Source organism: Myxococcus sp. AM009, from assembly GCF_013372605.1.
GTDB lineage: Bacteria > Myxococcota > Myxococcia > Myxococcales > Myxococcaceae > Myxococcus > Myxococcus vastator.
On the sequence record NZ_JABXEP010000073.1, the window covers coordinates 16,324 to 40,021 of the forward strand.

The following is a 23,698-nucleotide window of genomic DNA, read 5'->3' on the forward strand; positions in this document are numbered from 1 at the left end:
TCAGCTCAAGGGGCGGAGGAGAGGGTCGCGACGTCGTTGAAATCGTCGGGTGCATCAGCCGTCGTGCTGTAGGTGTTGTCGGAGCCACCGCCGGTCATGACGGTTCCCGGGCTGGTGACGGCGGGGGCGTTCTCGTTGGTGATGAGCGCCTGGATGACGGCGCGCGTGGGGCGGCTGCCATCGGGACCGACGACCTCGCCAATGGCGATGAGCCAGACCTGCTTGTTGTCGTCGAGCGCGCCGGACGGGTCGCCGTCCTCGTCGTCCCGGAGGAACACGCGGTAGCGCACGTTCTCCTGGCGGGGGTAGGCGGCGTAATCCTCGCCGCTGGGACTCTGCCGCTCCGCGGGCGCCAGGTCCGCCTCATTGATGGCCAGCGAGTTCCAGGTTCCCGCCCCGCCCGGTCCTGGAAGCACCTCGAAGTAGGGTCGGGCTCCACCGTTCAGGCCGGGCTCGTTGACCTGCAGGGCCAGCATGGCCTGGATGGCGGGGGTGTAGGTCTCATCGACGCCCAGCCGGATGCGCATGGCCTCACGCGCTTCCGCAAGCCCCGCTTGCGCCGCGAAGTACGCTTCTTTGTAGCGGCGGCCGTCACCCTGGACCTCCGCCTCGCGGCTCACCATGCCGTAGCTGAGGAGCACCGCGAGGGTGACCATCGTGACGATGCCCATGGCGAGCAGCAGCGTGAAGCCACCTTGCTGCCGTCGGGCTGTGGGACGTTGCACCATGTCGCGGGACTCCCTTGGACTCCGGCCCTTGAGGGCGATGCCAGTGTTGCTCACCACGCAATTGCCATGCCTGAGCGGCGGCACTGTAACTGGCCGGAACTCGTGGGCAACGTTCGGGTCGCACTTCAAGGCTGGGTCTGGGGCGACTGCGCAAGAGTTGCGGAGTTGCAATTACTTGCGGGGTTTCCGCTAGGCCTCTGTGACTTCTCGGGTTCCTATTTTCTGAGGAAGTCGGACGCCTGAGCCGCGTCTGCCAGACTCCCCGTGACGCTACAGAGGGACTGCGTAGATAAAATCGTTCAGCCCTGCCATAAGTCACAGGACCGTCACATCGAGGGTTCCTATACTCCCGTCGCCGTCCGCACCTGGGTGTCGTCGGCGAATTCACCTCTCGACTCCAGAGTCCGACAGCATGACGAAGACGCTCACCTCCCTCCTGTGCGCGGCGGTTTCGCTCACACTTCTTTCCCTGGCGTGTGGTGAGGGCAATCCGCCTCGGGTGCCGCAGCCGCTGGAGGATGGAGGGGTTCTCTGGACGGAGTGCAGCCCCGAGGGCGTCAGGGAGGACTGCTCGCAGGGTGAATCCTGCATCTTCGTTGCGTCCCATGACCGCCACCTGTGCGTCCGGGCTTGTGATCCGCGGACCGCGTGCGAGCACCCGGATGCGGTCTGCTGCCCTTCGTCCGGAGACGGTGCCGAGGGCGGCCACTGCGTGCCGAACAACGCGTGCGAGCAGACCGACGCGGGCGTGGACGGCGGTTCGCACGAGGAGACGGACGGTGGCGTCCAGGAGGATGGCGGCACGGCCACCGATGACGGCGGGACCCAGGAAGAAGACGCGGGAGTCGACCCGGAGCCGGATGCTGGCACCGAGCCCGACGCGGGCACGGATGCCGGTACGGACACGGACGCGGGCACGGATGCCGGCACCGACGCAGGGACTGATGCCGGTACGGACGCGGGCACGGATGCCGGTACGGACGCGGGCACGGATGCCGGCACCGACGCGGGGACTGACGGCGGAACGGAGGCGGGTCACACCGCCATCCGGGTGATGGCGTCCAACCTCAGCAGCGGCAACTACCAGTCCTATGATCCGGGGCACGGCATCCGCCTCATCAAGGGCGTGGACCCGGACATCGTGCTGATGCAGGAGTTCAACTACGCGGACAACTCGTCATCGGACATCCGCTCGCTGGTGGACCAGATCGCGCCGGGCTTCCACTACTCCCGGGAGACGGGCGCGCAGATCCCCAATGGCATCATCAGCCGCTGGCCCATCATCCAGTTCGGCCAGTGGCCCGACCCGCGCGTGTCCAACCGGGACTTCGCCTGGGCGCGCATCGACATCCCGGGGCCCCGCGACCTCTGGGCGGTGAGCGTGCACCTGCTCACCTCCAGCGCCAGCAACCGCAACGCGGAGGCGCAGGCCATCGTCAACGAGGTCCGCTCGCAGATTCCCGAGGACGACTACCTCGTCATCGGCGGCGACCTGAACACGGACAGCTTCAGCGAGTCCTGCTTCGCCACCTTCCGGCAGGTCGTGACGACGGCGGGTCCGCACCCGGCGGACCACAACGGCACCACGGGCACCAACCGCAACCGCAACAAGCCCTACGACCAGATTCTGGTGGACCAGGACCTGCGCCAGTACCAGCAGGCCACCGTCATCGGCTCCAGCACCTTCGCCAACGGGCTGGTGCTCGACAGCCGCACCTACCGGCCGCTGTCGGAGATTGCCCCGGTGCAGTCCGGTGACAGCAGCGCCTCCAACATGCAGCACATGGGCGTGGTGAAGGACTTCCTCGTCCCCAACTTCTAACGGGACGCCTTCTCTGTCGGGTTCGCGGCGGCCGTCCTCCTGGGCCGCCGCGGGTCTCTGCTCAGAAGCTCCACTTGTGCTTGTTTCGCTCGATGAAGCGCGCCACGGGAGGAATCCGGGCGATGAGCGGCGTGAGCACGAACACCGCGGCCAGGCGCAGCGGCTTCACCACCTGCGACGCCGCGTAGGCCGCCGCCCAGCTGCCCGCCTTCTCGCCAGTGCTGCTCGGCTCGAAGCCGAACTCAATGGCGGCGTAGAAGCCCACAATCACCAGCCCGAAGATGGCGTAGTTCACCACCAGCGCCAGCGGCCCGTATTCGAGCATCAGGTTCTTGAAGCGAGCCATCAACGAGGGCTTCGCGGGCTTGCTCGCGGCCTCGGCGGGTGGGGGCGTGTCGGAGACTGAAGGATTCACGTCGGGCTCAACAGGCGGCATGGCGACACCATGCCCCAAACCCATGCTGGCCGGGAGATGGAGCGAGCGGACAGGAGAGGGGCGGGTGGCGCTCTTCGTTGTCAGGAGCCGGGGGGCGGGATAGAGGAGGGCGCGCGACATGAAAGCCTCCCATCGGTCCCTCCTCCTCGTGATTGTCGCGGTGCTCGCCGCAGACCAGGTGACCAAGTACCTGGCCGTCTCCCGGCTGACGGATGCCTTGGATGGGCGGGAAGGCCTGGCGCGGGTGACGGGCTTCGTCACCGAGCGGAACCTGGACAACCGCCCGCCGCCCGAGGACGGGACGTTCCGGGTGTTGCGGCCCTATCGCTTCATCGAGGACTACTGGCACTTCCGCTACGTGGAGAACCCGGGCGCGGCCTGGGGCATCTTCGGCGACCTGCCCGACGGCGCGCGGCGCCTCTTCTTCCTCGTGGTGAGCCTGGTGGCCATGGGCTTCATCCTCGTGATGTACCGGCGCATGCCCGCGGAGCAGCGGCTGGCCCGGGTGTCCCTGGCGCTGGTGGCGGGCGGCGCGCTGGGCAACTTCGTGGACCGGCTGCTGCGTGGCTACGTCATCGACTTCATTGACTGGCATTGGCGCAACCAGCCAGGGATGCGCTGGCCGACCTTCAACGTGGCGGACGTGGCCATCAGCGTCGGGGTGAGTCTCATGCTGCTGGACTCGTTGCGACCGACGAAAAGCCCCAATCCGTGACGGGCGGGCGGCGGCTGGTGTAAGTCCCGGCCCGTGCCGCGCAAATACATCATCCTCCTCGCCGTCACCCTTGGCGTCATCGCGCTCGACCAGTGGACGAAGTACGTCGTCGTCCGCGAGCTGACCACCCAGATGGAGGGCAAGGAGCGCCTGGGCGACCGCCTGGCCGCGATGTACTCCGCCCCGCCTCCCCAGGGCTTCAACGGGCTGCACTACCAGCCCCGCCGGCACATCGAGCTTTCGGAGTCGTTCTTCCGCCTCCGCTACGCGGAGAACCCGGGCGCCGCGTGGGGCATGTTCCGCAGCCTCCCGCCCGAGACGCGGGTGCCGCTCTTCCACGTGGTGAGCATCGCCGCGGTGCTCCTCATCTCCCTCTATTTCCGCAAGCTGTCTGGAACGGACCCGGAGGAGAAGTGGGCGCTGTGGGGGCTGCCGCTGGTGCTGGGCGGCGCGCTGGGCAACTACATCGACCGTGTCGCCCGGGCCTTCGTCATCGACTTCCTGGAGGCCCACTGGTTCGACAAGGTGGCCTGGCCTTCCTTCAACGTCGCCGACGCGGCCATCTGCATTGGCGTGGGCATGCTCATCGTCGACTCCTTTGTCCGCAAGGAGAAGCCGGCCCAGGCAGCCGGGCGGGCCTGAAGGCGCGCATGCGGGTCGTCCCGCCCGCGCAACGAGGGTAGCCTTCGTCGCCATGCTCCCCGTTCTCGTCCACCTCACCTTCACTTCGCTCTGGTCGCAGCTCCTGCTGTACGCGCTGGCCGCGGGCACGGTGGGCTACGTCGTCTTCAACGGCTGGCGCAGCGCCGAGGGTGCGCTGGATGCCCGGACGGGCACGCGCGCGCCGGTGTCCTCGCGAGACCGGCTGCTGCGAGCCGTGGGGTATGGCCTCGTGGGCGCGGTGCTGGCCTGGTTCGCCCTGCGGTACTCGCTGCCGCCCGGGGCCTTCCCGGGCGCCCAGGGCGAGGGCATCCCCGTGCACACCTATGGCCTGCTGCTGGCCCTGGGCTTCACCGCCGCGGTGACGGTGGCGGGCCGGCTGGCGCAGGACGAATGGCGCACGCTGGAGCTGAAGAACGGAGCGTGGGTGGACGTGGAGGGGCCGAAGAAGCGCGAGCAGCTCATGGACATGACGGTCTGGATTCTGCTCGGCGGTATCGGCGGGAGCCGGCTGCTCTTCGTGCTCGTGAACTGGCAGGACTACGCCCGTGACTGGACGCAGGTGTTCTCCCTGGGCGGAGGGCTCGTCTTCTACGGTGGCCTGATGGGCGCGTCCGTGGCCGCGTTCGTCTTCGCTCGGATGCAGGGCCTGGACTTCTGGCGCCTCGCCGACGTGTGCATCCCCACCGTGTCGCTGGGCCAGTGCCTGGGCCGCCTGGGGTGCTTCAGTGCGGGGTGCTGCTGGGGGGACGTGGCGCCCGCGCATGCCGCCACCGCGGTGCACTTTCCCGGCAGCGGGGTGGCGCGGGACCTCCTGGGCGGGCTCGGCAACACGTCCAGCCTGGCCTATTCGTCCCAGCTCCAGGACACGCGGTACGTCGTGGAGGCCACGGGTGAAATCTTCCACCACGCCGCGCCTGGCGCGGTGCGCATCTCCGACTGGGTGGCGCAGCAGGGCCACACCCTGGGGCTGTACCCCACCCAGCTCTTCGAGTCCGTGGGGCAGCTGGTGCTCTTCGTGGGGCTGCTGTACGCCCGGCGCTACCGCCGCTTCCATGGCCACGTCCTGGCGTTCTGGCTGATGGCCTACGCGGTGCTCCGGAGCACGGTGGAGCTGTTCCGGGGGGACGTGGAGCGCGGCACCCTGCACGGCCTGCTCCAGTCGCTGGGGGTGGGGGAGCTGGCCTCGGCGGTGCCGCTGGAGGCGTGGTACAATGTCTCCACCAGTCAGTTCATCTCCCTGTGCATGTTCACCTTTGGCGCGGTGCTGCTCGCCCAGAAGGGCCGCCGCCGGGAGAGCGAGGCGGCAAGCCTGGGGCCTACCCCCTCGGCTACGTGAGGTTGAATCGCGCGGGCCTCTTGGGGACACTCTGAGGAGTCATGCCGCCCCCAGACGCCCGACAGTCCGCATCCAAGAGCTTCGCTGGCAGGTCCACCTCGGCCGACCCCGGCTCCAGCGAGGCCGTCCTCCATGAGTGCGAGGCCCTGGAGGCGGAGGTCGCCGTCCTCCGCAACCTCTACGAACAGTACTTCCTGGGCAACGAGCGTCAGGCGCCGTCGCGCGCTCACGAAGACCTCAAGAAGCGGATGAACAAGCTGAAGGGCGCGTTCATCCGCAGCACCTCCGCCAAGTTCCGCGTCGCCAGCCTGTACAACAAGTTCCTCACGTACGAACGGCTGTGGGTGCGCACGCTCCAGGAAATCGAAGCGGGCACCTATCGCCGGGATGTCTTCAAGGCGCGCCGCCGCGCGGAGAGCCGGAAGGTCAGCTCGCCAGGCGCGGCGGGCCAGAAGGGCGTCGTCGAGTTGCCGGAGGACCTCTCCGACATGGACTTCGAGGAGGTGGAGGAGCTGAGCCGCCCTCGCCCCGTCAATGAGCCACAGGTGGCCGCCACCCGCTCCCTCCAGGCCACGGGTGGAACGCCGTCGAAGGGCGCGCCCGCGGTCGCGCCGCTGACGCCCACGGGGGGCAGCACGCCGCTGCGTGGCGCCCCCGCCGTGGCGCCGCTGACGGGCATTCCCTCCGTGGCGCCCGTGGCGGGGACACCGCCGCGCGGCCTGCCCACGGTGGGTGGCACGCCTGCTCAGGGCACGTCGGTGGCGCCGCCGGGCATGGCGGCGAAGGCGCCGGGCGCCGTGGCCAGCACGCCGCCTCCGTCGCGGCCCGCTTCAATGCCACCTCCCTCCACCGCGTCCCGGCCTCCCACTGCGAGCGGCGGGGGGATGGCGGACGACAAGCTGCGTGCTGTCTACGACGCGTACGTCACCGCGAAGCGCCGCTGCCAGGAGGACACGTCGAAGCTGTCCTACGAGTCGGTGGCGGCCACGTTGCGCAAGCAGGTGCCGGAGCTGCTCAAGCAGCACAACGCGAAGGCGGTGGAGTTCAAGGTCGTCATCAAGGACGGCAAGGCGTCGCTCAAGGCCGTTCCGAAGTAGCCGTCACCTGACAGTGCGCGGGGGCGCACGGCGTTGGCTGGACGCAGGTGTGTGCGCACGCCCTTCCGCTGCCGACCTGCCCCCCGCGCCGCGAGTGTCGGGGATCGTCGCCTGCTGAAAAAACGACTGCCTCTGCTGCCAGAGCGGGTTGTCGCCCCGGGGGTGCCTCCCTAGCTTGCGTTTCGCGTAAGCGGCCGGTGGACGGCGCGAGACACTGCGGGAGGCGACGTGGGGATTCGGCGGAGGTGGCTCGGGCTGACCATGGTGATGGGACTCTCCCTGCTGGGCACGGGATGCATGTCGCCCTCTCAGGAAGCCCAGGAGCGACTCGCGGCGCTGGAGGCCGAAGGCGAGGCGATGGACGCGGTGCTCGACTCCGTCGAGGAGCGGCTCCTGGGCAACCAGGCCATGCTCCAGACGTGGCAGGAGCTTGGCCGCCGCCACCAGGAGGTGACGCAGCTGCACTGCGAGACGTCCGACCCGCACATGGTCGCGATGATGAAGCACTACAAGAAGCAGGAGGACCGCGCGCGCCAGCTCAAGCGACGCGGCAGGGGTGTCGCCTCGGTGGACAAGGCGGTGCTCACCTCCGGCAAGGCGCGGCGCGGCAACAACTGACGGCGCTCAGACGCTGAGCCTTTCGCGGAAGCGCTGCGACTGGCGGCGGGACATCTCCACCTCGCGGCCACCGCGCAGGCGCGCCACCAGCGTGCCGCTGGGCCCAGGCTCCAAGGACTCGATGAAGTCCAGGTTGATGAGGTGCTGGCGGCTGGCGCGGAAGAAGCGCGCCGGGTCCAGCCGCTCCTCCAGATAGGTCAGCGAGCGCAAGAGCAGCGGCGCGTGTCCGTCCAACGTCAGCCGCGCGTAGTTTCCCTCGGAGGTGATGAGCGGGACCTGCGCGAGCTGCACCAGCCAGCAGCGCTCACCCTCCTTCACGAACACCCGCTCCAGCGGCGTGCCCGGCGCCTGTCCGTGCGCGGGCGCCACCGCGGCCATGCGGCCCCGCTCCCGCACGCGCTCCAGCGCGGTGGCGAGCCGCTCCGGTTCAATGGGCTTGAGCAGGAAGTCGAGCGCGTTCACCTCGAAGGCGCGCACGGCGTGGGCGTCATACGCGGTGGTGAAGACGACGTCGGGAGGCTCCTCCAGCCGCTCGAGCACGTCGAAGCCCGTCCCGCCCGGCATCTGGATGTCGAGCAGCAGCAGGTCCGGCGACAGCGCTTCCACCCGGCGGCACGCCTCGTCCACGTGTGTGGCCTCGCCCACGATTTCCACATCCGGGAAGGCCGCGAGCAGGCGGCGCAGCTCGGCGCGGGCCAGCCGTTCGTCGTCAGCGATGAGGACTCTCATGACAGGGGCAGGGGAATGCGGACGCGCGCGGTGGTCAAGGACGTCCGCGTGCGGTCCAGGTGCAGCGAGGCGCCAGCGCCGCACAGGAGGCGCAGCCGCTCACTCGCGTTGTGAAGGCCCACGCCGCTGCCCTCCATGGGGCGCGCGGCCGGCGTGGCGGTGTTGGAGACCTCCAGCAGCAGCACGCCCTCCTGGATGCGCGCGGAGACCGCCACCTCGCCGCCTTCGGGCAGCTGCGCCACCCCGTGCTTGATGGCGTTCTCCACCAGCGTCTGCACCAGCATCGCGGGCACGGACAGGAGCAGGGCGGACGGCTCCACGTCCTCGCGAACGCGCAGGCGGCTCTCCAGACGCACGCCCTCCAGCTCCAGATAGTCACGCACCACCTGGAGCTCCTGGGCCAGCGGGACGGTCTCCTTCTCCCGGGAGGTGAGCGCATGCCGCAGCAGCGTGGACAGCCGTGTCACCACCTGCTGCGCGCGGGCCGGGTCCTCGGAGATGAGGGCGCGCACGCTGTTGAGGCAGTTGAAGAGGAAGTGCGGCTGGAGCTGCGACTTGAGGAAGCGCAGCTTCGACGCCTGGGCCGCGGCCTCCAGCTTCCAGCGCTCCAGCTCCATGGCCCGGGCCTGCTCCACCGCGTGAACACCGAAGTAGAGGAGCAGCCACAGCGTCATCATCACCGTCCAGATGAAGCCGCTGATGAGGAAGCCCATGGGCGAGGCCTCATCCGGCGTGAAGACCCCCAGCACGGAGGTGCTCAATCCGAAGGCCGCGATGTTCTGCGTGACGCCCAGTCCCACCGCCGTGAGGAAGACGCGCGGGGCCAACCGGGAGACGGGCAGCCGGGCCCACGCTCGCAGGGGCAACCCGAGGCGCGCCAGGTGCGTGATGAGCGCTCCGCACGAGCAGAGCACCCACCAGGACGCCCAGATGTCGGGCCTGGGCGTCAGCAGCGTCAGCAGGGAGTTGAAGGTGGCGTAGAAGCCCCAGCCTCCGACCTGGCAGGCCACATAGACCCAGGCGCGCGCCGACGAGGACTTCATTCAAGGGCTCCCTGCTTCAAGGCCGCGCGAGTCCACCACACTCACTGACGCGGCTCCACCCGGGCCACGGACGCATGGGCGCCGAGGAAGCCGTCCAGCTCCCGGAAGAAGCCCTCCGGGTCGTCCCACATGATGAAGTGGCGGGCCGTGTCGTGCATGACGACGCGCGCGGTGGAGAGCGTGGCGTACTGGCCCTTGTACACGGCCTCGACCGTCTCACGCGGCACCTGGCCCTTCAGCGCAATCCATGAGCCGAGGACGAGGGTGGGCGCGCTGATGCGCGGCAGCTCCGGGCGCAGGTCGGTGGTCATCAATTCGTACATGGCCAGGGCCACCGTCTCGGTGTCCGACTGGTTTCCCCAGCGGAAGGCGACGTCCTGCCTGGCCGCGTCGGTGATGTAGCGGCGCAGCGTCTGCCGCTGCAGCTCATTGCGCTGGGCGACGGGCTGGGTCCGCAGCCGCGTGCGCATCTGGTCGGCGTAGGGTCGGCTGCTCTCCACGGTGGCGCCGGGATACATGCCGGCGGGGAGGAAGGGCAGGCTGTCCACCACCACCACTCCGCCCACGCGCGCGGGGACGTCCGCGGCCACCGCGAGCGCCAGCACCCCGCCCAGGCTATGGCCCACGAGGATGGGCTTCTCCAGGCCCTGCTCGCGCAGGTACTCGGCCACCGCGCGGCGCTGCGTTTCGAAGAAGGGCCCGGGCAGCGCGGGCTGTCCCGCGAAGCCGGCCAGCGTGAGGACGTGGGCGTCGTACTGGCCGCCGAGGTGCGCCACCGTCTCACGCCAGACCTCTCCCGACGACGCGAGGCCGGGGATGAACACCACCGGCCGGCCCTGGCCGGAGCGCTCGACGCGGAAGGGCGCGGGCGCGGCGGACGCCGTTGGCCCGGAGGCGGTGGCTTCCGACGTCGCCGCGCCGGACGTGGACGCGCAACCGGAGAGCAGCGACAGGACGAACAGCGACGAAAGGGCGTGGCGACGAAGCATGAAGGGCTTCCTGGTCGGGAGGGGAGAGTGCCGCGAAAGACAAGGTACGCCCCGGGCGTGCACGCGCTCCGGATACTCCATGAGCGGTTGCCGCCGGTGATGAGCGGCGTCCGGGCGGGGCGGCTGGCGTGAGCCCTTGGGACGCGAGGACGAGGCGCGCACCTTGATGCCGCCTGTCTGCATGCCAGGCGAGGAAGGCAATCCGCCGCCGGGCCTCATCGAGCGCCGCTGCTGTCGGCCAGCGCCTTGAAGCGGCTCAGCGTCGTCGCAGCAGCCACGCGCGGGCGGAGCGGTCCATCGCGGCGACGGCGCGGAGGAAGAGGCTGGGGGACATGCGGCGCAGGCGCCAGCCCCAGCGCGCATCCGCCATGGGGACGGTGTAGAGGCTTCGCGCGTCCACGGCCTTGAGCAGCCTGCGCGCGATGACCTCCGGACCCAGGCGAGCCGCGTCCATCATCCCGACGGCGAGGGCGCGAAGCGTGTCGTTGGCGTAGGCGCCAGAGCTGGCAATCTGGGTGCGGAAGAAGCTGGGGCACGCCACGGTGACGCCGATGCCAGTGGCCTTCAGCTCGGCGTGGAGCGTTTCGGAGAGCGCGACCACGCCCGCCTTGGACACGTTGTAGGCCGCCAGGTCGGGCACGTACACGAGCCCCGCCGCCGAGGCGATGTTGAGGATGTGGCCGGACCCCTGCCTGCGCAGCCGGGGGACGAAGACATGGCAGCCGTGGATGACGCCCCACAGGTTGATGTCCAGCACGCGCTTCCATTCGGAGAGCGACAGCTCGCCCACAGGACCCGCGCTGACGACCCCCGCGTTGTTGACCAGCAGGTCCACGCCGCCCAGGGCGCGCTCCGCGGCGTCGGCCATGGCCTCGACCTGGGCCGGCTCGGTGACGTCACAGACCTGGACGTGCGCTTCGCCTCCCGCGCGGGTGACGCGCAGCGCCGTCTCCTCCGCGGAGGCGGCGTCGAGGTCGGTGACGAGCACGCGGGCCCCTCGGCGTGCGAGCTCCTCGCAGAGCGCGCGGCCCAGGCCGCTGCCCGCGCCGGTGATGACGGCTCTTGGATGGGATGGAAGCGTCATGTGTGTCGTTGCGGCAAGGGCCCAGCATGTCCCCGCCGCCGCCTTCGCCGCCATCACCCCGCGGCGCCTTGACGCGAGCGCCCGGAACGGTCCGGACACCGGGTGCTCCATGACACACCTGACATCCCTGTCCCAGAATCGCGAACGCGGCTCCTCCGAGGGGCGGAGACGCCAGGCAAGCAAGCGCGGGCGCCAGTGACGACGCGGGCGAATCCGGGTACAACCGCCGCTGTGAGACGCGCCTGGTGCGGAGCGTTCGCCGCCATCGCGGTGGGCCTCTTCGGATGCAACGACTTGGAGGTCTGTGGCTCCACGGCCAGCGACATCACGCGTGATGGCGGGGAGCCCTACCGCTGCGTCACGTCGGAGGACTGCCCGCGCACCTCGCGCGTCAACGTCTGCGTCACCGACGTCTCGCCGGTGGAGGTCTGCGTCCGCTGTCAGGACACGAAGTGCGTCACCGTGACGCCGGAGGCCTGTGACTGATGAAGTCCTTGCGGCTCGCGCTCGCCGTGCTGTCCCTGGCCGCCACGGCGTGCCGGGACAAGCCCGTGGACCATCTCCAGCGGGCCCGTGACGCCACCTTCGAGAAGCGGCCCGACGAGGCGCTCGTCGAGTACCGCAAGGCCTTCGACGCGACTCGCCACGACTCCTCGCCGGAGGCGCTGGTGCTCCGCGCGCGCGCCCTCAAGGGGGCCGCGGATGTCTATTGGCTGGAGCAGCGCAAGGTGAAGGAGGCGGTAGGCGTCTACCGCGAGCTCATCCAGCAGTGCCCCGAGTCACCGGAGGCGCTCGAGGCCCGCATCATCCTGGCGGACCTCCTGCGCGTGCACTACCGCGACGTGCGCGGCGCCATCGACCAGCTCACCGCGGCCCTCAAGCTCAATCCACCGCAGGGCGCGGAGCTGCACTACCTGGTCACCAAGCTCTACTTCGAGCTGGGCGACTATCAGCAGTGCGAGTTGGAGACCCGCCGAATCATGGAGCGCTTCCCCACGAGCGCCTACGTGGATGACGCCCTGTACCTCCAGGCCCAGGCCCTGGCGATGATGGAGGGCCGCCGCCAGGAGTCCTCCCGCACCTTCGCGGACCTGCGTACGCGCTTCCCGGACTCCGAGCTGGCGCCGCACGCCCTCTTCGAGATGGGCAAGCTGCGCGCCGACGCGGGGGAGAACGAGAAGGCCATTGAGACCTGGGTGGATGCGCTGAAGACGCACCCCGACCCCGCGCTGGTGCAGGACTACATCGCGCGCGCGCGCCGGCGCATCGCCAACACCACCGCCACGGGTGTGGGTCAGCGCGAGGTGGCCTTCGACCGCGTCCGCCCGGCCCGGACGTCGCTGGAGGCCGTCGGTGGCCGCCCCGAGGAAGCCGCGCACGAGCACGACTGACGCGGGGCGGACACGCCGCTCTACGCCGGGACGTCCAGCGTCGCTTCCAGCAGGGTCGCGGGGCTCGCCCCATCCTCGGAGAGGGCCGCCAGGAGCACCCGCACGCGGCCTTGCTCCACCCGGGCATCCACGCCCGTCACCGACAGGTGTCCGTCCAGCGCGTCGAGGAACTGCGGCGAGCCATCCGGCGCCAGCACGCCCACGACAGAGCCGCCCACGGTGGCCGCCGGGCCGGTGCTCCCCGCAGTGGCGGTGAAGACCATCCGCCCGCCGGGAAGCGGCGAGGCCGCCGTGAAGGACAGCCGCATGCCTCCGGCCTGTCCCAGCTCCCAGCGGCGCGTCATGCGCACCACGTCCGGGCCCAGCGCGCCGGCTTCCAGGCCGCGCAGCACCCGCTCCGCGTCCAGGTCCACCAGGGCGTCGGTGCCGGGCTCGCCGCTGCCGCGCTGGAGCAGCCGCAGCAGTCCGCCCGACATCGCCGCCCCGGCGATGCGCAGCGGTCCCAACTCCCGGCTGAGCTGGGTGTACAGCGCCGTGACGTCCACGGCCCGGGCGTCTCCCGCCAGGGTGCCGTCCGCGCCCAGGGCGACCACCGCGCCGCGCTGCCTGCCCGCGGAGGTGCCCGCCGGCAGCACCAGCAGCGAGCCGTGGGGCGAGCCGCCCTGGGGCGCCAGCAGGCAGGGCACCTCCAGGTCGGGCCGCGACGACTTGAGGGAGACGGGCTCGTCGGGCTGGTGGTTCGCGAAGAGCACCACGCCATGACCGGGGCTCTCCGCCGACAGGGGGAACGCGGCCAGGTGCAGCGGCTCCTCCGCGACGGTGTAGAGCCAGTCACCCGCGCGGACCAGTCCGCTCAAGGCGGTGACGTGAGCAGGACGTCCTGGCGTGACGGGCGCCTCCAGGTCCAGGGTGCGCCGTGAGGTCAGGTGAAGCATGGCCGTGTCTCCCGCGAAGCCGCGGCCTCACGGGCCCCGGCGCTTCAGAGCAGCGTACCGCGCAGCAGGAGACTGGCGACGGTGAAGTAGATGAGGACGCCGCTAACGTCCACCAGTGTGGCCACGAAGGGGGCGGAGGCGCTCGCGGGGTCGAATCCGAACTTCCGCAGCACCAGGGGCAGCATGGAGCCGGCCAGGGTGCCGAACGTCACCACGCCCAGCACGGACAGGGCGACGGTGATGCCCAGCGGCAAGGCGTGCTCTCCGTAGACACCGGTGATGGAGTTCCAGATGAGGATGCGCGCCAGGCCCACGACACCCAGCACCAGGCCCAGCACCAGGCCGGAGAGCAGCTCGCGGCGAGCCACGCGCCACCAGTCCCGCAGCCGCATCTCGCCCAGCGCGAGGGAGCGGATGATGAGCGTGGAGGCCTGACTGCCGGAGTTGCCGCCCGAGGAGATGATGAGCGGCACGAAGAGGCTCAGCACCACGGCGGTGGCGATTTCGTCCTCGAAGCTGCTCATCGCGGTGGCGGTGAGCATCTGCCCCAGGAAGAGCACCAATAGCCAGCCGATGCGCTTCTTCAACATGCCGAAGAAGCCGGTCTCGAAGTAGGGGGCCTCCAGGGCCTCCATGCCGCCGGCCTTCTGGATGTCCTCGGTGGCCTCTTCCTGGACGACGTCGACGATGTCGTCCACCGTGACGATGCCCTTCATCCGCTGCTGGGCGTCGAGCACGGGCAGGGCCATGAAGCCGTGCTCGGTGAACAGCCGGCTCACGGCCTCCTGGTCGGTGTCCTCCGACACGGTGATGACGTCGCGCTGCATGACGTCCGCCACCCGCTTGTCGCTGGCGGACTGGAAGAGCTGACGCAGGGACAGCACCCCCTGCAGGTGCTGTTCGGCGTCGAGCACATAGGCGTAGTAGACGGTCTCCACCCGCTCCCGCGCCTGCTTGCGCAGGTAGCTGATGGCCTCGTCGATGGACATGTCCGGCCGCACGCGGGCGAAGCGCGGGTTCATCAGACCGCCGGCGTCGTCCTCCGCGTAGGCCAGCAGCACGTTGACTTCGCGGCGGCTGGCGTCGTCGAGCTGCGAGAGGATGGACTCCGCCTGCTCGGGCTCCACCGCCTGCACCAGGTCGGCCAGGTCGTCCGGGGGCAGCAGCCGGACCCAGGTGCGTCGCTCGGCCGGATGCAGGTGGAGGATGACCTCCGCCTGCTCACGCGCCGACAGCGCCAGGAAGAAGTCGTCCGCCACCGAAGCGGGAAGCAGCCGGAAGCCCTCCAGCCGCTCGTCGACGGAGAGCACGGGCCACGCCTCGTGCAGTTCCTCCATGGAGAGCGCGGCGCTCTGGGGGCTTTCCATCATGGGGGCTCACCTCCGGGCGTGTCGGGTGGAGCGCGTGGTGCCGCGGCGCGCTGGCCTCTCTACACCCGGAGGCCGGGCATCGCGAGAGGCAGGCAGGCGACATTTCGCGCTTTTCCGTCCGTGTGTGCCCCAACCGTCTCGTTATTTCAACGAAGACGCGCCCCGTGCGTACGCCTGGGTTCGATGGGTGAGGCCGCCCGCGTCCGCCTCCCAGTAGAAGCGGGGCGAGATGGTGCGCAGGCCGGACGACAGGTCCGTGTTTCCGGGAAGCAGCTCCAGCCCCAGCGGGCCCTGTGACTCGGGCGCGACGGGCACCGCGGCGCCGACGCGTGACTGCCGCCACTGGATGAAGGGGAGTGCGACGCCGGGGCGGAGTGGCGCGCTCACCAGTTCGAGTGGCGCGTCCACCACCAGGGTGCCTCGTTCGGTCAGCGCGCCATCCACCGCGGCCCACCGGTACAGCGTCTGTCCTGGTTGCGGCAGGAGCAGGGAGTCCACGCGGGTCCACACCGCGTCGTCCTCGATGCCCGCTGGCACGCCCGGCAGGCGCTGGCACGGCGCCTCCGAGGCGACGAAGGCTTCGTCCGGGCCCAGCCGGAACGTGCACGCGTGGCTGTCGAGCTCCGGCGTCACCTGGATGACGCTGACCGTGTCGGGGCCCAGCCGCACGAGCAGGCCCAGCACCATGTCGACGCCGAAGGGTATCTGGCTGACCTGTCCCCACGGCGTAGGGGCGGCGCCGGTGACGACGCCCGCCGGCGTGAAGGCGAAGCGATGCAGGCGCTCCGAGTCGAGCACCCACAGCTCCTCCTCGGTGGCGAGCCGGCTCTGGATGACCTTCACCGTGTCGCGCTGATTGAGCAGGAGCGAGCCGGTGAGCTCGAGCTCCGAGCCGGTGTCGACGAAGCGGCGGACCCGGTCCTCGCCCACGACCCAGACGACATTTCCCGCGACGGCCACGTCGGGAATGCCGGAGACGCCGCCGAGTGGCGTCTGGGTTGCGGTCGTCGCGTGCACCGCCACGCCGTCACACAGCCAGGTGCCATGCGTGGTGCGGTCCAGTTGCGTGCAGCGGGGCAGCGGGAGCACCGTGGGAGCGCCTCCGGTCCATGCGCGTGACACGTAGGCTCCGAACTGCTGGAGGCTGCCCACCGGGGAGAAGGCGACGCGGACGTGGTGGCGCCCCGTGGTCGTCGGGGTGAGGCGGACGGTGGCGGACTGTCCATCGCCGGTGAGGGAGGCCTCCGAGGCCACGGTGTGGTTGCTGGGGTCGAACACCTCCGCCGTGATGCTGTCGGGGACCTGTGAGGTGTCGGAGCCATCACAAGAGACGCGCAGGCTCGGCTGGACGTGGAGCTCCGCGGGGACCTCCAGCGACAGCAGGGGCGGCGTCTGCCCCGCGCCTCCTGGAAGCGGGACGAGGCCACAGTCATCGCCGGTGTCCGCGCACCCGGACAGGGACAGCATCGCGGACCATGCGAGCAGGCAGGGAACGGTCTTCATCGCGTGGGGGACGCCGCCCGGGTGACCTCGGCCTGGGGGAGGCGGCGCAGGCTCCAGGGCCTTCTTACCCCATTCGCGGGCCGGGCCGGAGACAAGCCTGAGGCCGTGTCAGATCCCGCGCTTCCAGCGAGTCATTTTCCACAGAAAGGAGCGGTGACATGGAGACGACGAACCTGACGAGCCCGATGAGTCCCGACCTGCTCGCACGCCGCCTTTTCACGTCTCACGCCGAGGTGCGGATGTCCGTCTTCCACTTCATCGAAGGCTGGTATAACCCGCCCAGGTGCCACTCCGCGCTCGACTACGAGTCACCCGCTGGTTACGAGAAGAAGCACCGCGCTGCCGCTTGAGGGCGAAAGCGCGGAACGCTCTGCGGAACCGGGGCAACTTCATGATAGCCGTTGTATGCGACGTCGAGCCCCTCGTCGTCCTTTGGAAGCGCCAACAGGAGCAGGCAGCGGCTCGCACTGTTGTCCACCAACGTCGCCGGTTGAACTCCTTCAGCGAGCGCGCAAGACGCCTAGGAGCTTTGCGACGACGCCGTCCAGGTCTGCCAATACGTCGTGCTCCCAAAGCCTCACGACGGTCCACCCTCGTGCCCTCAGAAGCGCCGACTTGCGCTTGTCGCGTTCAACGGTGGCGGCGATCTTCTCCGCCCACCACGCCTTGTTTTGGCGAGGGGCCACGAAGTGCTGCGGGCATCCGTGCCAGAAGCATCCGTCCACGAAGACGCTGACCTTCCGACGCCGAAACACGAGGTCTGCGGAGCACCGAAGGTCAACTTCGGGGCGGGTGTCGGTCTCGAAGCGGAAGCGGTAGCTGCGCAGCGCATTGCGCAGCAGTGCCTCGGCTCGCGTCTCGCGGCCCACATTGGCCTGCATGACTCGGCGCACTCTTGCGGAGCTGGCAGGCGGCGCTCGTGTCCTCAGAGACCTCAAGGGGTCGGCATCTCGTCTTCGACGTCGAGTGGGAGCTGGTCTGGTTCGGACGCCAGCTCTGCACTCGACGCTCGGGGATACGTGTAGCGCTCGAGACCTACACCAATTACCAGCCTCTCAGCTTCGACGTGGAGCGAGAGGTCGGGAAGGTCGGTTTCCGGCGCCGCCTTGAGCATGGCTTCAATTGGGGCACGGACGTACTTCTCCAAGAACACGGACATGGTCTTGCCCGCCTTGGCGTCCAAGTGTTCCCAGGCATCTTTGCCGATATGCACTTCGCCGCCCTCAGAAAGGAACGCCCTCTTGAGTTCGTCCAGCTTCGGGTTCGGAGTGCTGTCGAAGACGACCAGTACGGGCTTGTACCCGCTCGCCTTGCAGTCCTTCGGGAAGTCCAGCTCCTCGCCCCAACGACCTTGGCCCGATGCTGCGATGGTTACCCGCATCTTGATTTCGTATGCGTGCTTCACGAGCACACAATCGACTTGCCGCCCGCCCTTCCCGTTTCGCCGCTTCACCGGGCTCTTCTTCGCAGGGGCGGGTGTGCCACCGACGCTGAGTGCGATGATGGGTTCGAACAGATAGCCCGTCTCCTGAGCCGCTCGGTTGTCGATGTCGTAGATCCACTTGCGCCACAGCAAAAATGCCGTCAGTGCCCCTGCGGACATGGTCCCGTACTGGAGCAGGCCGCGAGCGCCGACTTGCTCCATTGTGGGGAGCGGCTGGCGTTCGAGAATTCGGGTGTACTTGAGGCGGTGCTTGTGGAGCGCGGCCAAGCACGCGAAGAAGGTAATGGCTTCTGGATCCTTCGCCGAAAGGCGCTCGATTAGCGGTTCGAACGGGACGCCAGGGAGCGCCAATTCGGAGGAAGGCGCTTCATCGTAGAAGCCCTTCACGTTCTTGGGCAGCTCCGGAAAGTGCTTGTAGAGGCCGAGATCCCTAGCGACCACTGCAGCGAGGTAGGCGCAGATCGGGGCAGTCAAGGGCACCGCGAGGTCCGCCGTGCCCACGCTGCGCGCCTTCTCCACCATTGCCGACTGCGCTCTTGTCAACCCCATAGCCGTAGCTGCTCCTTCGGTTCGAGCTGCGGCCCGAAGGCCGCCATCACCATCTCTGTTGTCCGTTCAAGCGCCGGGCTCATCCCCTGCGACGCCGTAGGTACGAAGCTCAGGAGGGCTCCAGACCTGGGCTGGAATCCGCGCTTGATGCGCTTGAGGTCGGCTGCCAAGCTGCGCCCGATCACCTCACCGAGCACTGGTGGGACTGCATTGCCGATGTGGAGCATCTGGGCGGTTTGCGGGCCAAGGAACTCAAAGTCGTCAGGGAATGTCTGGAGCCGCGCACACTCACGGATGGTGAGGAAGCGGTCTTCGACCGGGTGGAGAAACTCGTTGCGGGAGGCGCCCGTGATTGCCTTCGAAGGCTCGTCGCCCTTGAGCCGTCGGATTCCAGACGGAGCACCGCCACGCCGTTCGGTGGGCGTCCCATCCTTCACCCGTCGGAATGCACGTCGCGCATAGCTCTCATGTTGGAGTTCCTGCGGGAGGTCGCGCATTCGCTGACCGGGCAGGAGGGCGCGAATCCGCTTCACGTCCAACTCAGTGAGAGGAGGAGTGAAATGCCCCTGCGGCGTCCCTTCTGAGCCCGAAGCAGGTCTCGGCAAGCCCTCAAGCACATCAAGGAGGGTAGGGGTCTTAGGCCGCTCGCGCGCCACCAGATGGGCACCTGGGGCTCCGAACGCCATGTGCGTTGGCTCAGGGAACGACGGATCCCAACCCAAGCCTCCGATGACGAGCACCCGCTTGCGGTGCTGCGGCACGCCGAAGTTCGCAGCGTTCACCTTTCGCATGTGGATGCGATACCCAGCATCCACCAATGGGCGGAGCAGTTCGAGTACGCGAGTCCCGTCCTCTCCGGTAAAGAACCCTTCAACGTTCTCGAACACGAACGCCATCGGCTTCCTCGCCGCAATGAGGCTCGCATAGACCCCTACCAACGTGTTCCGTGCGTCTCCGTTACGACGCGAGCCAGCAGACGAGAAGCCCTGGCATGGGGGGCCGCCCACGATCACCGAGGCTTCGGGCAAACGGGTGTCCGGCCCGATTTCTGCCTCGACTACATGGTCGCCTAGGTTACGTCTGTACGTCTGGACGGCCCACCCGTCGTGATCGATGGACTTCAGCACGCGGAAGCCCGCTCGCTGTAGCCCAAGCGAGAGCCCCCCAGCGCCACAGAACAGATCAACGACCGTGAGTTCGGATGCCTTCTTCATCGGGGGCCTGACTGTACAGGATCGACCTGGCACCCGGCCCGGGGAATTGACACCCGGGCTTCGCACTACAGCGCAACGGGAGGGCGATGGGAGTCCTGCACACTCCGACAGTCCTCACTACTATCCCCGAGTTATCGCTGTGCGGCTCCAGAGGGCGCCAAACAAATTGACGGCGATTTTCACGCGGGGCATGAGGACGCCCGCGCGTACGTTCCCCCGTACCCGTAGGAGCGTCCCGCGCATCCCGAAGAGGCCCTTCCCCACCTGCTCGGCGTGGATGGGTGCGACCAGCGAGAGCGCGGCACACCCGCTGCATTCATGGCCCGCCTGGACCGAAAGGTGGCGGCGGAGAGGCTGAGGGCGGCGGAACTGGAGTACGGCAGGTCCAGCGGGGGTACGATGGAAGCGAGGAGGCCTGGAGGCGCTACGCGGTGGTGCGGCTGAAGCTCCGGGTGGCCCGAGAGCGCGGCCCGAAGGGCCCTTCAGGGAGCCCCCTGATATGCCACGGTGGACGTAAGCGGGCCGGGTGTGGCGCTCGCACAGCCGGCGCTGCTCACCTTCCTGGCGCTTGAACTGCGCCCCCATCCTGCCGCCTTGCGCTGGGCTTGATCCGCTCTCGTGGCTCGCTCGCGCGTTATTATATTATATGGTTCGCGAGCGAGGGAGAAGGCGGTGTCGGCAGGGTGCCGTCGTGGCGAGTACTACTTGGAATGAGGGAGTTGTACTCGATTCCTGGTTGTCGGATAGAGCGCGTGGTACGTCACAGTTCTGCGGGAACTGTCGTCGTGGCGCGCCCAGAGAGCAGAAATGCGCGCTGTCCCTCCTGCAAGACGCACAGTGACGCCCCGCATAGCACCTACATCCGGCGTCCGGCCGACCTGCCCGCCGCCGGGCGCTCCGTTCAGCTTCATCTGTATGTGCGCCGCTTCTCCTGTCGAAATACGAAGTGCGCTCGGCGCACCTTCGCGGAGCGACTGCCTAGCCTGCTCGCCCCACGTGCCTAGCGTACGCGTCGGCTCGCTGCGGCGCAGTGCGCGGTAGGTATGACGGCTGGAGCAGAAGCGGGAGCCAAGCTGCTTACGCCGCTTGCCATGCCGACAAGTCCCGACACGCTCCTGCGTCTGATGCACCGGGCCCCTCTGCCTGCCTCCACCACGCCGCAGGTGTTCGGCGAGGACGACTGGGCTCTGCGCAAAGGCCGCACCTACGGCTCCATCCTCGTTGACCTGGAGGCGCATCGCGTCGTCGACTTGCTGCCCGACCGCTCGGCACCGACTGTCGCCGCATGGCTGCGTCAACATCCAGGCGTCGAGCTCATCGCCAGAGACCGTTCGACGGAGTACGCACGTGCGGCGTAACCGTTCAGGGGGGATGGGCGGTTGAAGAAGGAGCAGGCCAGCAGCCGACGGTAGGCTCGTCGCTCGCTGACGCGGCGTGGGGCATGGGACACGGCGTGTCGTGGCCGAAGTCGACCCCAAGGATGCGCGCATCGCGGAGCTCGAGCGTCAAGTCGAGGAGCTGACTCGACTGGTGCAGGAGTTGCGGGAGCAGTTGCGGCGCAACTCGGGCAACTCGAACCGGCCACCATCGAGCGATACGCCGGGGCAGAAGGCGGAGCGGCGCAAGCAGAGCGGGAGTGGGAAGAAGCGCGGTGGTCAGCCGGGACACAAAGGCCTGACACGCGCGCTGGTTGGCGAGGAGAAGGTGAGTGAGTTCAAGCACCTCTTCCCGTCCGCGTGTGAGAATTGCTGGGCTCCCCTCTCGCCCGAAGGCGGCACGCGGGTGCGGCGCTACCAATCCGTGGAGTTGCCGCCGCTCAAGGCCCACGTCACGCAGTGGGTGCGCCATGGCGTGGAGTGCCCCAGGTGCAACCATGAGACGTGGGCAAGCACCGCGCCGATTCCGACGTCGCCCTTCGGCCCGCGGCTATCCGCCGTCGTTGGCCTTTTGACGGGCGTCTACCACCTGAGTCGGCGCTCGGCGGTGAGGCTTCTGGGGGATGTGCTGGGCATCGACATTTCTCTGGGGGCGGTGAGCGCCGTCGAGGCGCGCGTCAGCGAGGCCGTGAAGTCCGCGGTGGACGAGGCCTGGGCCCAGGTGTTGTCGTCGCCGGTGAAGCACACGGACGGCACCCAGTGGCTTGAGGGTGGCCAGGCGCGCGCGCTGTGGACCATCGCCTCGTCAATGGCCACCGTCTTCAAGATTCTGAAGGACGGCAAGTCGCAGACGCTCGCGTCGCTCTTCGGCCTGAAACTCGGCGTCCTCGTGAGCGACCGCGCCACCGCGCTGAATTTCTGGGCCATGGAAGCGCGGCAGGTGTGCTGGGCCCACCTCTTGAGGAAAGCCATTTCCTTCTCGGAGCGCGACGGGCCAGCCGGAGCGATTGGGCGCGAGTTGCTCGACTACATCGGCATCCTCTTCGACTACTGGCGACGACTCCGGAGCGGCAAATTGCAGCGGGACACTCTACGCGAGCGCATGGCCCCGGTACGCGCCCAGGTGGAAGCCCTGCTTGAGCGCGCGGTGGCCGCGAGGCTGCCGCAACTCTCCGGCTCCTGTGAGGACATCCTCGAGCACCGGGCGGCGCTGTGGACTTTCGTCGACAGGGACGGAGTCGAGCCCACCAACAACCACGCTGAGCGCGAGCTGCGGGCTTTCGTCCTATGGCGCAAGCGAAGCTTCGGTACGCAGAGCACCCGGGGGAACCTCTTCGCCGAGAGGGTGATGACGGTGGCGCACACCGCCCGCAAGCAGGAGAAGAATGTGCTCGAATTCCTGACGGACTGTTGCACGGTCGTGTCCCTATAAGTGTGTAGATGGCGAGGCGGGACGAGCGGGAAAGAGGGAAGCTCCTCGGTGAAACCAACCGAGACGGTCTCCCCCTGGCAGGGGAGCCGAGGAGTTCCCTGACGTGGACGATACCGAGTTTGAATCCCCCGCGCACGAAGAGGTGCAGGCCGACCTGCGGGCGCTGTTCCGAGGCGCCATTCGGATGACACTGGAGGCCCTGCTGGAGGAAGAGGTACGGGAGTTGGTGGGGGCTGGCCGGTGGCAGCGGATGGTGGGCCGGGCGGACGTGCGCAACGGCAGCTACCTGCGCACGCTGGTGACGTCGGCGGGGGCTGTGGAGATGACGGTGCCGCGCACCCGGCACAGCGGCAGCGCGGGAGAGGTACTGGGCCGCTACAAGCGTCGCAGCGCGGAGCTCGACGAGGCGATTACCAGCGCGTACGTGCAGGGCGTCTCCACGAGGAAGATGGGCAAGGTGACGCGCGCTCTCATGGGCGAGGCCGTCTCGCGCTCGACGGTAAGCCGGGTGACGAGGACGCTGGAGGAGAAGGTGGAGGGGCTGCGCAACCAGCCTCTCACCCAGGCCTTCCCCTACCTCTACCTGGATGCCACCTTCCTGGACGCCAGGTGGGCGCGCACGGTGCAGAACGTCTCGGCCCTGGTGGCCTACGGCGTGGGCGAGGATGGGCACCGGCACCTGCTCGCCGTCACCCTGGGTGGCAGCGAGTCGGCGGAGTCCTGGCTGGACTTGCTGCGCCAGTTGCTGGAGCGAGGGCTGAAGGGCGTGCGGCTCGTCATCGCCGACGGGCACGCGGGCCTGGCCGCCGCGGCCCGCCAGGCCCTGCCCGAGGCGCGGTTGCAGCGCTGCACCGTGCACCTCACCCGGAACGTGCTCGCCAAGGCGCCCTGGAAGCTGCGTGGGCGCCTGGGCAAGGAGACGTCGGCCCATCTTCGAGGCCCCCAACCTCCAGGACGCCAGGAAGCGGCTGGAGGCCCTTGAGGAGGGGCTGGGACGTCACCTGCCAGAGGCCATGGAGCGGTGAGCGTCAAGGTAGATGTCGCGTGAAAGGATTCAACCGATGCGCTTCAACTCCTGCACTGCCGGGGTGAGGTGCGGAGAGGGGCCGAGGCGGACGGGGCCCGCGGGCGTCCAGTCGCGCGTGTCGCGGCTCCAACGCTCGGGGTGACGGGCTTTGGCGCGTTGGTACACCTGGTGGCGTCGGGCCAGCAGCGCGCCCTCGC

At 68.9% G+C, this 23,698-nt stretch carries 21 protein-coding genes and 3 pseudogenes; 12 read left to right on the forward strand and 12 right to left on the reverse strand.

Going from position 1 to position 23,698, the window contains the following annotated elements; genetic code table 11:
• Nucleotides 1-5 precede the first annotated feature (5 nt).
• Entirely contained in the window at nt 6-728 is a 723-nt protein-coding gene (locus HV824_RS19160) for a type II secretion system protein (protein ID WP_255208173.1), read from the reverse strand.
• 412 nt (nt 729-1,140) lie between these two features.
• Here HV824_RS19160 and HV824_RS19165 point away from each other — a divergent pair, with 412 nt between their 5' ends.
• Nucleotides 1,141-2,550, forward strand: a complete 1,410-nt coding sequence (locus HV824_RS19165) for an endonuclease/exonuclease/phosphatase family protein (protein ID WP_176420282.1) — start codon at nt 1,141-1,143, stop codon at nt 2,548-2,550.
• A 61-nt stretch (nt 2,551-2,611) separates the two neighbouring features.
• On the opposite strand, the gene HV824_RS19170 is transcribed toward HV824_RS19165, so the two are convergent.
• A complete protein-coding gene (locus HV824_RS19170) occupies nt 2,612-2,965 on the reverse strand; it encodes a hypothetical protein (RefSeq protein WP_176420284.1) in 354 nt (117 codons plus the stop codon).
• A 139-nt stretch (nt 2,966-3,104) separates the two neighbouring features.
• Here HV824_RS19170 and lspA (HV824_RS19175) point away from each other — a divergent pair, with 139 nt between their 5' ends.
• The 5 genes from lspA (HV824_RS19175) (at nt 3,105) to HV824_RS19195 (ending at nt 7,415) form a co-directional block, all read left to right on the forward strand.
• Nucleotides 3,105-3,701, forward strand: coding sequence for a signal peptidase II (gene lspA / locus HV824_RS19175; RefSeq protein WP_176420286.1), 597 nt, complete (start codon nt 3,105-3,107; stop codon nt 3,699-3,701).
• A 33-nt stretch (nt 3,702-3,734) separates the two neighbouring features.
• Nucleotides 3,735-4,343 carry a signal peptidase II gene (gene lspA, locus HV824_RS19180; protein WP_176420288.1) on the forward strand — a complete coding sequence of 203 codons (609 nt, stop codon included), beginning with the start codon at nt 3,735-3,737 and terminating at the stop codon, nt 4,341-4,343.
• Between the two features lie 52 nt (nt 4,344-4,395).
• Complete coding sequence (locus HV824_RS19185) at nt 4,396-5,700, forward strand: prolipoprotein diacylglyceryl transferase (protein WP_176423959.1); 1,305 nt, start codon at nt 4,396-4,398, stop codon at nt 5,698-5,700.
• A 41-nt stretch (nt 5,701-5,741) separates the two neighbouring features.
• Nucleotides 5,742-6,797, forward strand: coding sequence for an MXAN_5187 C-terminal domain-containing protein (locus tag HV824_RS19190; RefSeq protein WP_176420292.1), 1,056 nt, complete (start codon nt 5,742-5,744; stop codon nt 6,795-6,797).
• A 228-nt stretch (nt 6,798-7,025) separates the two neighbouring features.
• Nucleotides 7,026-7,415 carry a hypothetical protein gene (locus HV824_RS19195; RefSeq protein ID WP_176420294.1) on the forward strand — a complete coding sequence of 130 codons (390 nt, stop codon included), beginning with the start codon at nt 7,026-7,028 and terminating at the stop codon, nt 7,413-7,415.
• Between the two features lie 6 nt (nt 7,416-7,421).
• On the opposite strand, the gene HV824_RS19200 is transcribed toward HV824_RS19195, so the two are convergent.
• The 4 genes from HV824_RS19200 to HV824_RS19215 form a co-directional block, all read right to left on the reverse strand.
• Entirely contained in the window at nt 7,422-8,144 is a 723-nt protein-coding gene (locus HV824_RS19200) for a LytTR family DNA-binding domain-containing protein (protein ID WP_176423960.1), read from the reverse strand.
• Complete coding sequence (locus tag HV824_RS19205) at nt 8,141-9,187, reverse strand: sensor histidine kinase (RefSeq protein ID WP_176420298.1); 1,047 nt, start codon at nt 9,185-9,187, stop codon at nt 8,141-8,143. The genes HV824_RS19200 and HV824_RS19205 overlap by 4 nt, the downstream gene beginning before the upstream one ends.
• 41 nt (nt 9,188-9,228) lie before the next feature.
• Nucleotides 9,229-10,176, reverse strand: coding sequence for an alpha/beta fold hydrolase (locus HV824_RS19210; protein WP_176420299.1), 948 nt, complete (start codon nt 10,174-10,176; stop codon nt 9,229-9,231).
• Between the two features lie 256 nt (nt 10,177-10,432).
• Nucleotides 10,433-11,260: an SDR family NAD(P)-dependent oxidoreductase gene (locus tag HV824_RS19215; RefSeq protein ID WP_176420301.1), complete on the reverse strand. Its 828-nt coding sequence runs from the start codon at nt 11,258-11,260 to the stop codon at nt 10,433-10,435.
• A 195-nt stretch (nt 11,261-11,455) separates the two neighbouring features.
• Here HV824_RS19215 and HV824_RS19220 point away from each other — a divergent pair, with 195 nt between their 5' ends.
• Both HV824_RS19220 and HV824_RS19225 read left to right on the forward strand, forming a co-directional pair.
• On the forward strand, nt 11,456-11,746 hold the full coding sequence (locus tag HV824_RS19220) for a hypothetical protein (protein ID WP_163782684.1): 291 nt from the start codon (nt 11,456-11,458) through the stop codon (nt 11,744-11,746).
• On the forward strand, nt 11,746-12,651 hold the full coding sequence (locus tag HV824_RS19225; protein ID WP_176420303.1) for a tetratricopeptide repeat protein: 906 nt from the start codon (nt 11,746-11,748) through the stop codon (nt 12,649-12,651). Before HV824_RS19220 ends, HV824_RS19225 begins: the two co-directional genes overlap by 1 nt.
• A gap of 20 nt (nt 12,652-12,671) precedes the next feature.
• Here HV824_RS19225 and HV824_RS19230 read toward each other — a convergent pair whose 3' ends face one another.
• The 3 genes from HV824_RS19230 to HV824_RS19240 all read right to left on the reverse strand — a co-directional run bounded on the left by HV824_RS19230 (nt 12,672) and on the right by HV824_RS19240 (nt 16,459).
• The gene (locus HV824_RS19230; RefSeq protein WP_176423961.1) at nt 12,672-13,586 is read right to left on the reverse strand and encodes a hypothetical protein; all 915 of its coding nucleotides are present in this window, start codon (nt 13,584-13,586) and stop codon (nt 12,672-12,674) included.
• A gap of 44 nt (nt 13,587-13,630) precedes the next feature.
• On the reverse strand, nt 13,631-14,956 hold the full coding sequence (gene mgtE / locus HV824_RS19235) for a magnesium transporter (protein ID WP_176420307.1): 1,326 nt from the start codon (nt 14,954-14,956) through the stop codon (nt 13,631-13,633).
• 141 nt (nt 14,957-15,097) lie between these two features.
• Nucleotides 15,098-16,459, reverse strand: coding sequence for a hypothetical protein (locus HV824_RS19240; RefSeq protein WP_176423962.1), 1,362 nt, complete (start codon nt 16,457-16,459; stop codon nt 15,098-15,100).
• Between the two features lie 194 nt (nt 16,460-16,653).
• Between HV824_RS19240 and HV824_RS19245 the strand changes: the two are divergent.
• Nucleotides 16,654-16,809 (forward strand): annotated as a pseudogene (locus tag HV824_RS19245) (IS3 family transposase); the annotation flags it as partial.
• A 150-nt stretch (nt 16,810-16,959) separates the two neighbouring features.
• Here HV824_RS19245 and HV824_RS19250 read toward each other — a convergent pair.
• From HV824_RS19250 to HV824_RS19260, 3 genes are read right to left on the reverse strand one after another with little or no spacing between them, the layout of a single operon-like run.
• On the reverse strand, nt 16,960-17,352 hold the full coding sequence (locus HV824_RS19250; RefSeq protein ID WP_368738080.1) for a very short patch repair endonuclease: 393 nt from the start codon (nt 17,350-17,352) through the stop codon (nt 16,960-16,962).
• Nucleotides 17,353-17,393: 41 nt separating this feature from the next.
• The gene (locus HV824_RS19255) at nt 17,394-18,425 is read right to left on the reverse strand and encodes a hypothetical protein (RefSeq protein WP_176423964.1); all 1,032 of its coding nucleotides are present in this window, start codon (nt 18,423-18,425) and stop codon (nt 17,394-17,396) included.
• Between the two features lie 17 nt (nt 18,426-18,442).
• Entirely contained in the window at nt 18,443-19,666 is a 1,224-nt protein-coding gene (locus HV824_RS19260) for a DNA cytosine methyltransferase (RefSeq protein WP_176423965.1), read from the reverse strand.
• Nucleotides 19,667-20,376: 710 nt separating this feature from the next.
• Between HV824_RS19260 and HV824_RS19265 the strand changes: the two are divergent.
• From HV824_RS19265 to HV824_RS19275, 3 genes and pseudogenes are all read left to right on the forward strand, one after another.
• Nucleotides 20,377-21,021: pseudogene (locus tag HV824_RS19265) on the forward strand (ISL3 family transposase); the annotation flags it as partial.
• 79 nt (nt 21,022-21,100) lie between these two features.
• Nucleotides 21,101-22,474 carry an IS66 family transposase gene (locus HV824_RS19270; protein ID WP_176423966.1) on the forward strand — a complete coding sequence of 458 codons (1,374 nt, stop codon included), beginning with the start codon at nt 21,101-21,103 and terminating at the stop codon, nt 22,472-22,474.
• A 103-nt stretch (nt 22,475-22,577) separates the two neighbouring features.
• Nucleotides 22,578-23,519, forward strand: a pseudogene (locus HV824_RS19275) (IS256 family transposase); the annotation flags it as partial.
• Between the last annotated feature and the right edge of the window lie 179 nt (nt 23,520-23,698).

What these genes read in the sequence shown, in the direction of transcription:
- HV824_RS19205 (WP_176420298.1), bottom strand. Translation starts at nt 9,187, where the DNA reads ATGAAGTCCTCGTCGGCGCGCGCCTGGGTCTATGTGGCCTGCCAGGTC.
- HV824_RS19260 (WP_176423965.1), bottom strand. Translation starts at nt 19,666, where the DNA reads ATGAAGAAGGCATCCGAACTCACGGTCGTTGATCTGTTCTGTGGCGCT.
- HV824_RS19215 (WP_176420301.1), bottom strand. Translation starts at nt 11,260, where the DNA reads ATGACGCTTCCATCCCATCCAAGAGCCGTCATCACCGGCGCGGGCAGC.
- HV824_RS19225 (WP_176420303.1), top strand. Translation starts at nt 11,746, where the DNA reads ATGAAGTCCTTGCGGCTCGCGCTCGCCGTGCTGTCCCTGGCCGCCACG.
- HV824_RS19230 (WP_176423961.1), bottom strand. Translation starts at nt 13,586, where the DNA reads ATGCTTCACCTGACCTCACGGCGCACCCTGGACCTGGAGGCGCCCGTC.
- HV824_RS19240 (WP_176423962.1), bottom strand. Translation starts at nt 16,459, where the DNA reads ATGAAGACCGTTCCCTGCCTGCTCGCATGGTCCGCGATGCTGTCCCTG.
- HV824_RS19190 (WP_176420292.1), top strand. Translation starts at nt 5,742, where the DNA reads ATGCCGCCCCCAGACGCCCGACAGTCCGCATCCAAGAGCTTCGCTGGC.
- HV824_RS19165 (WP_176420282.1), top strand. Translation starts at nt 1,141, where the DNA reads ATGACGAAGACGCTCACCTCCCTCCTGTGCGCGGCGGTTTCGCTCACA.
- HV824_RS19185 (WP_176423959.1), top strand. Translation starts at nt 4,396, where the DNA reads ATGCTCCCCGTTCTCGTCCACCTCACCTTCACTTCGCTCTGGTCGCAG.
- HV824_RS19210 (WP_176420299.1), bottom strand. Translation starts at nt 10,176, where the DNA reads ATGCTTCGTCGCCACGCCCTTTCGTCGCTGTTCGTCCTGTCGCTGCTC.
- lspA (WP_176420286.1), top strand. Translation starts at nt 3,105, where the DNA reads ATGAAAGCCTCCCATCGGTCCCTCCTCCTCGTGATTGTCGCGGTGCTC.
- HV824_RS19160 (WP_255208173.1), bottom strand. Translation starts at nt 728, where the DNA reads ATGGTGCAACGTCCCACAGCCCGACGGCAGCAAGGTGGCTTCACGCTG.
- HV824_RS19255 (WP_176423964.1), bottom strand. Translation starts at nt 18,425, where the DNA reads ATGGTGGAGAAGGCGCGCAGCGTGGGCACGGCGGACCTCGCGGTGCCC.
- mgtE (WP_176420307.1), bottom strand. Translation starts at nt 14,956, where the DNA reads ATGATGGAAAGCCCCCAGAGCGCCGCGCTCTCCATGGAGGAACTGCAC.
- HV824_RS19200 (WP_176423960.1), bottom strand. Translation starts at nt 8,144, where the DNA reads ATGAGAGTCCTCATCGCTGACGACGAACGGCTGGCCCGCGCCGAGCTG.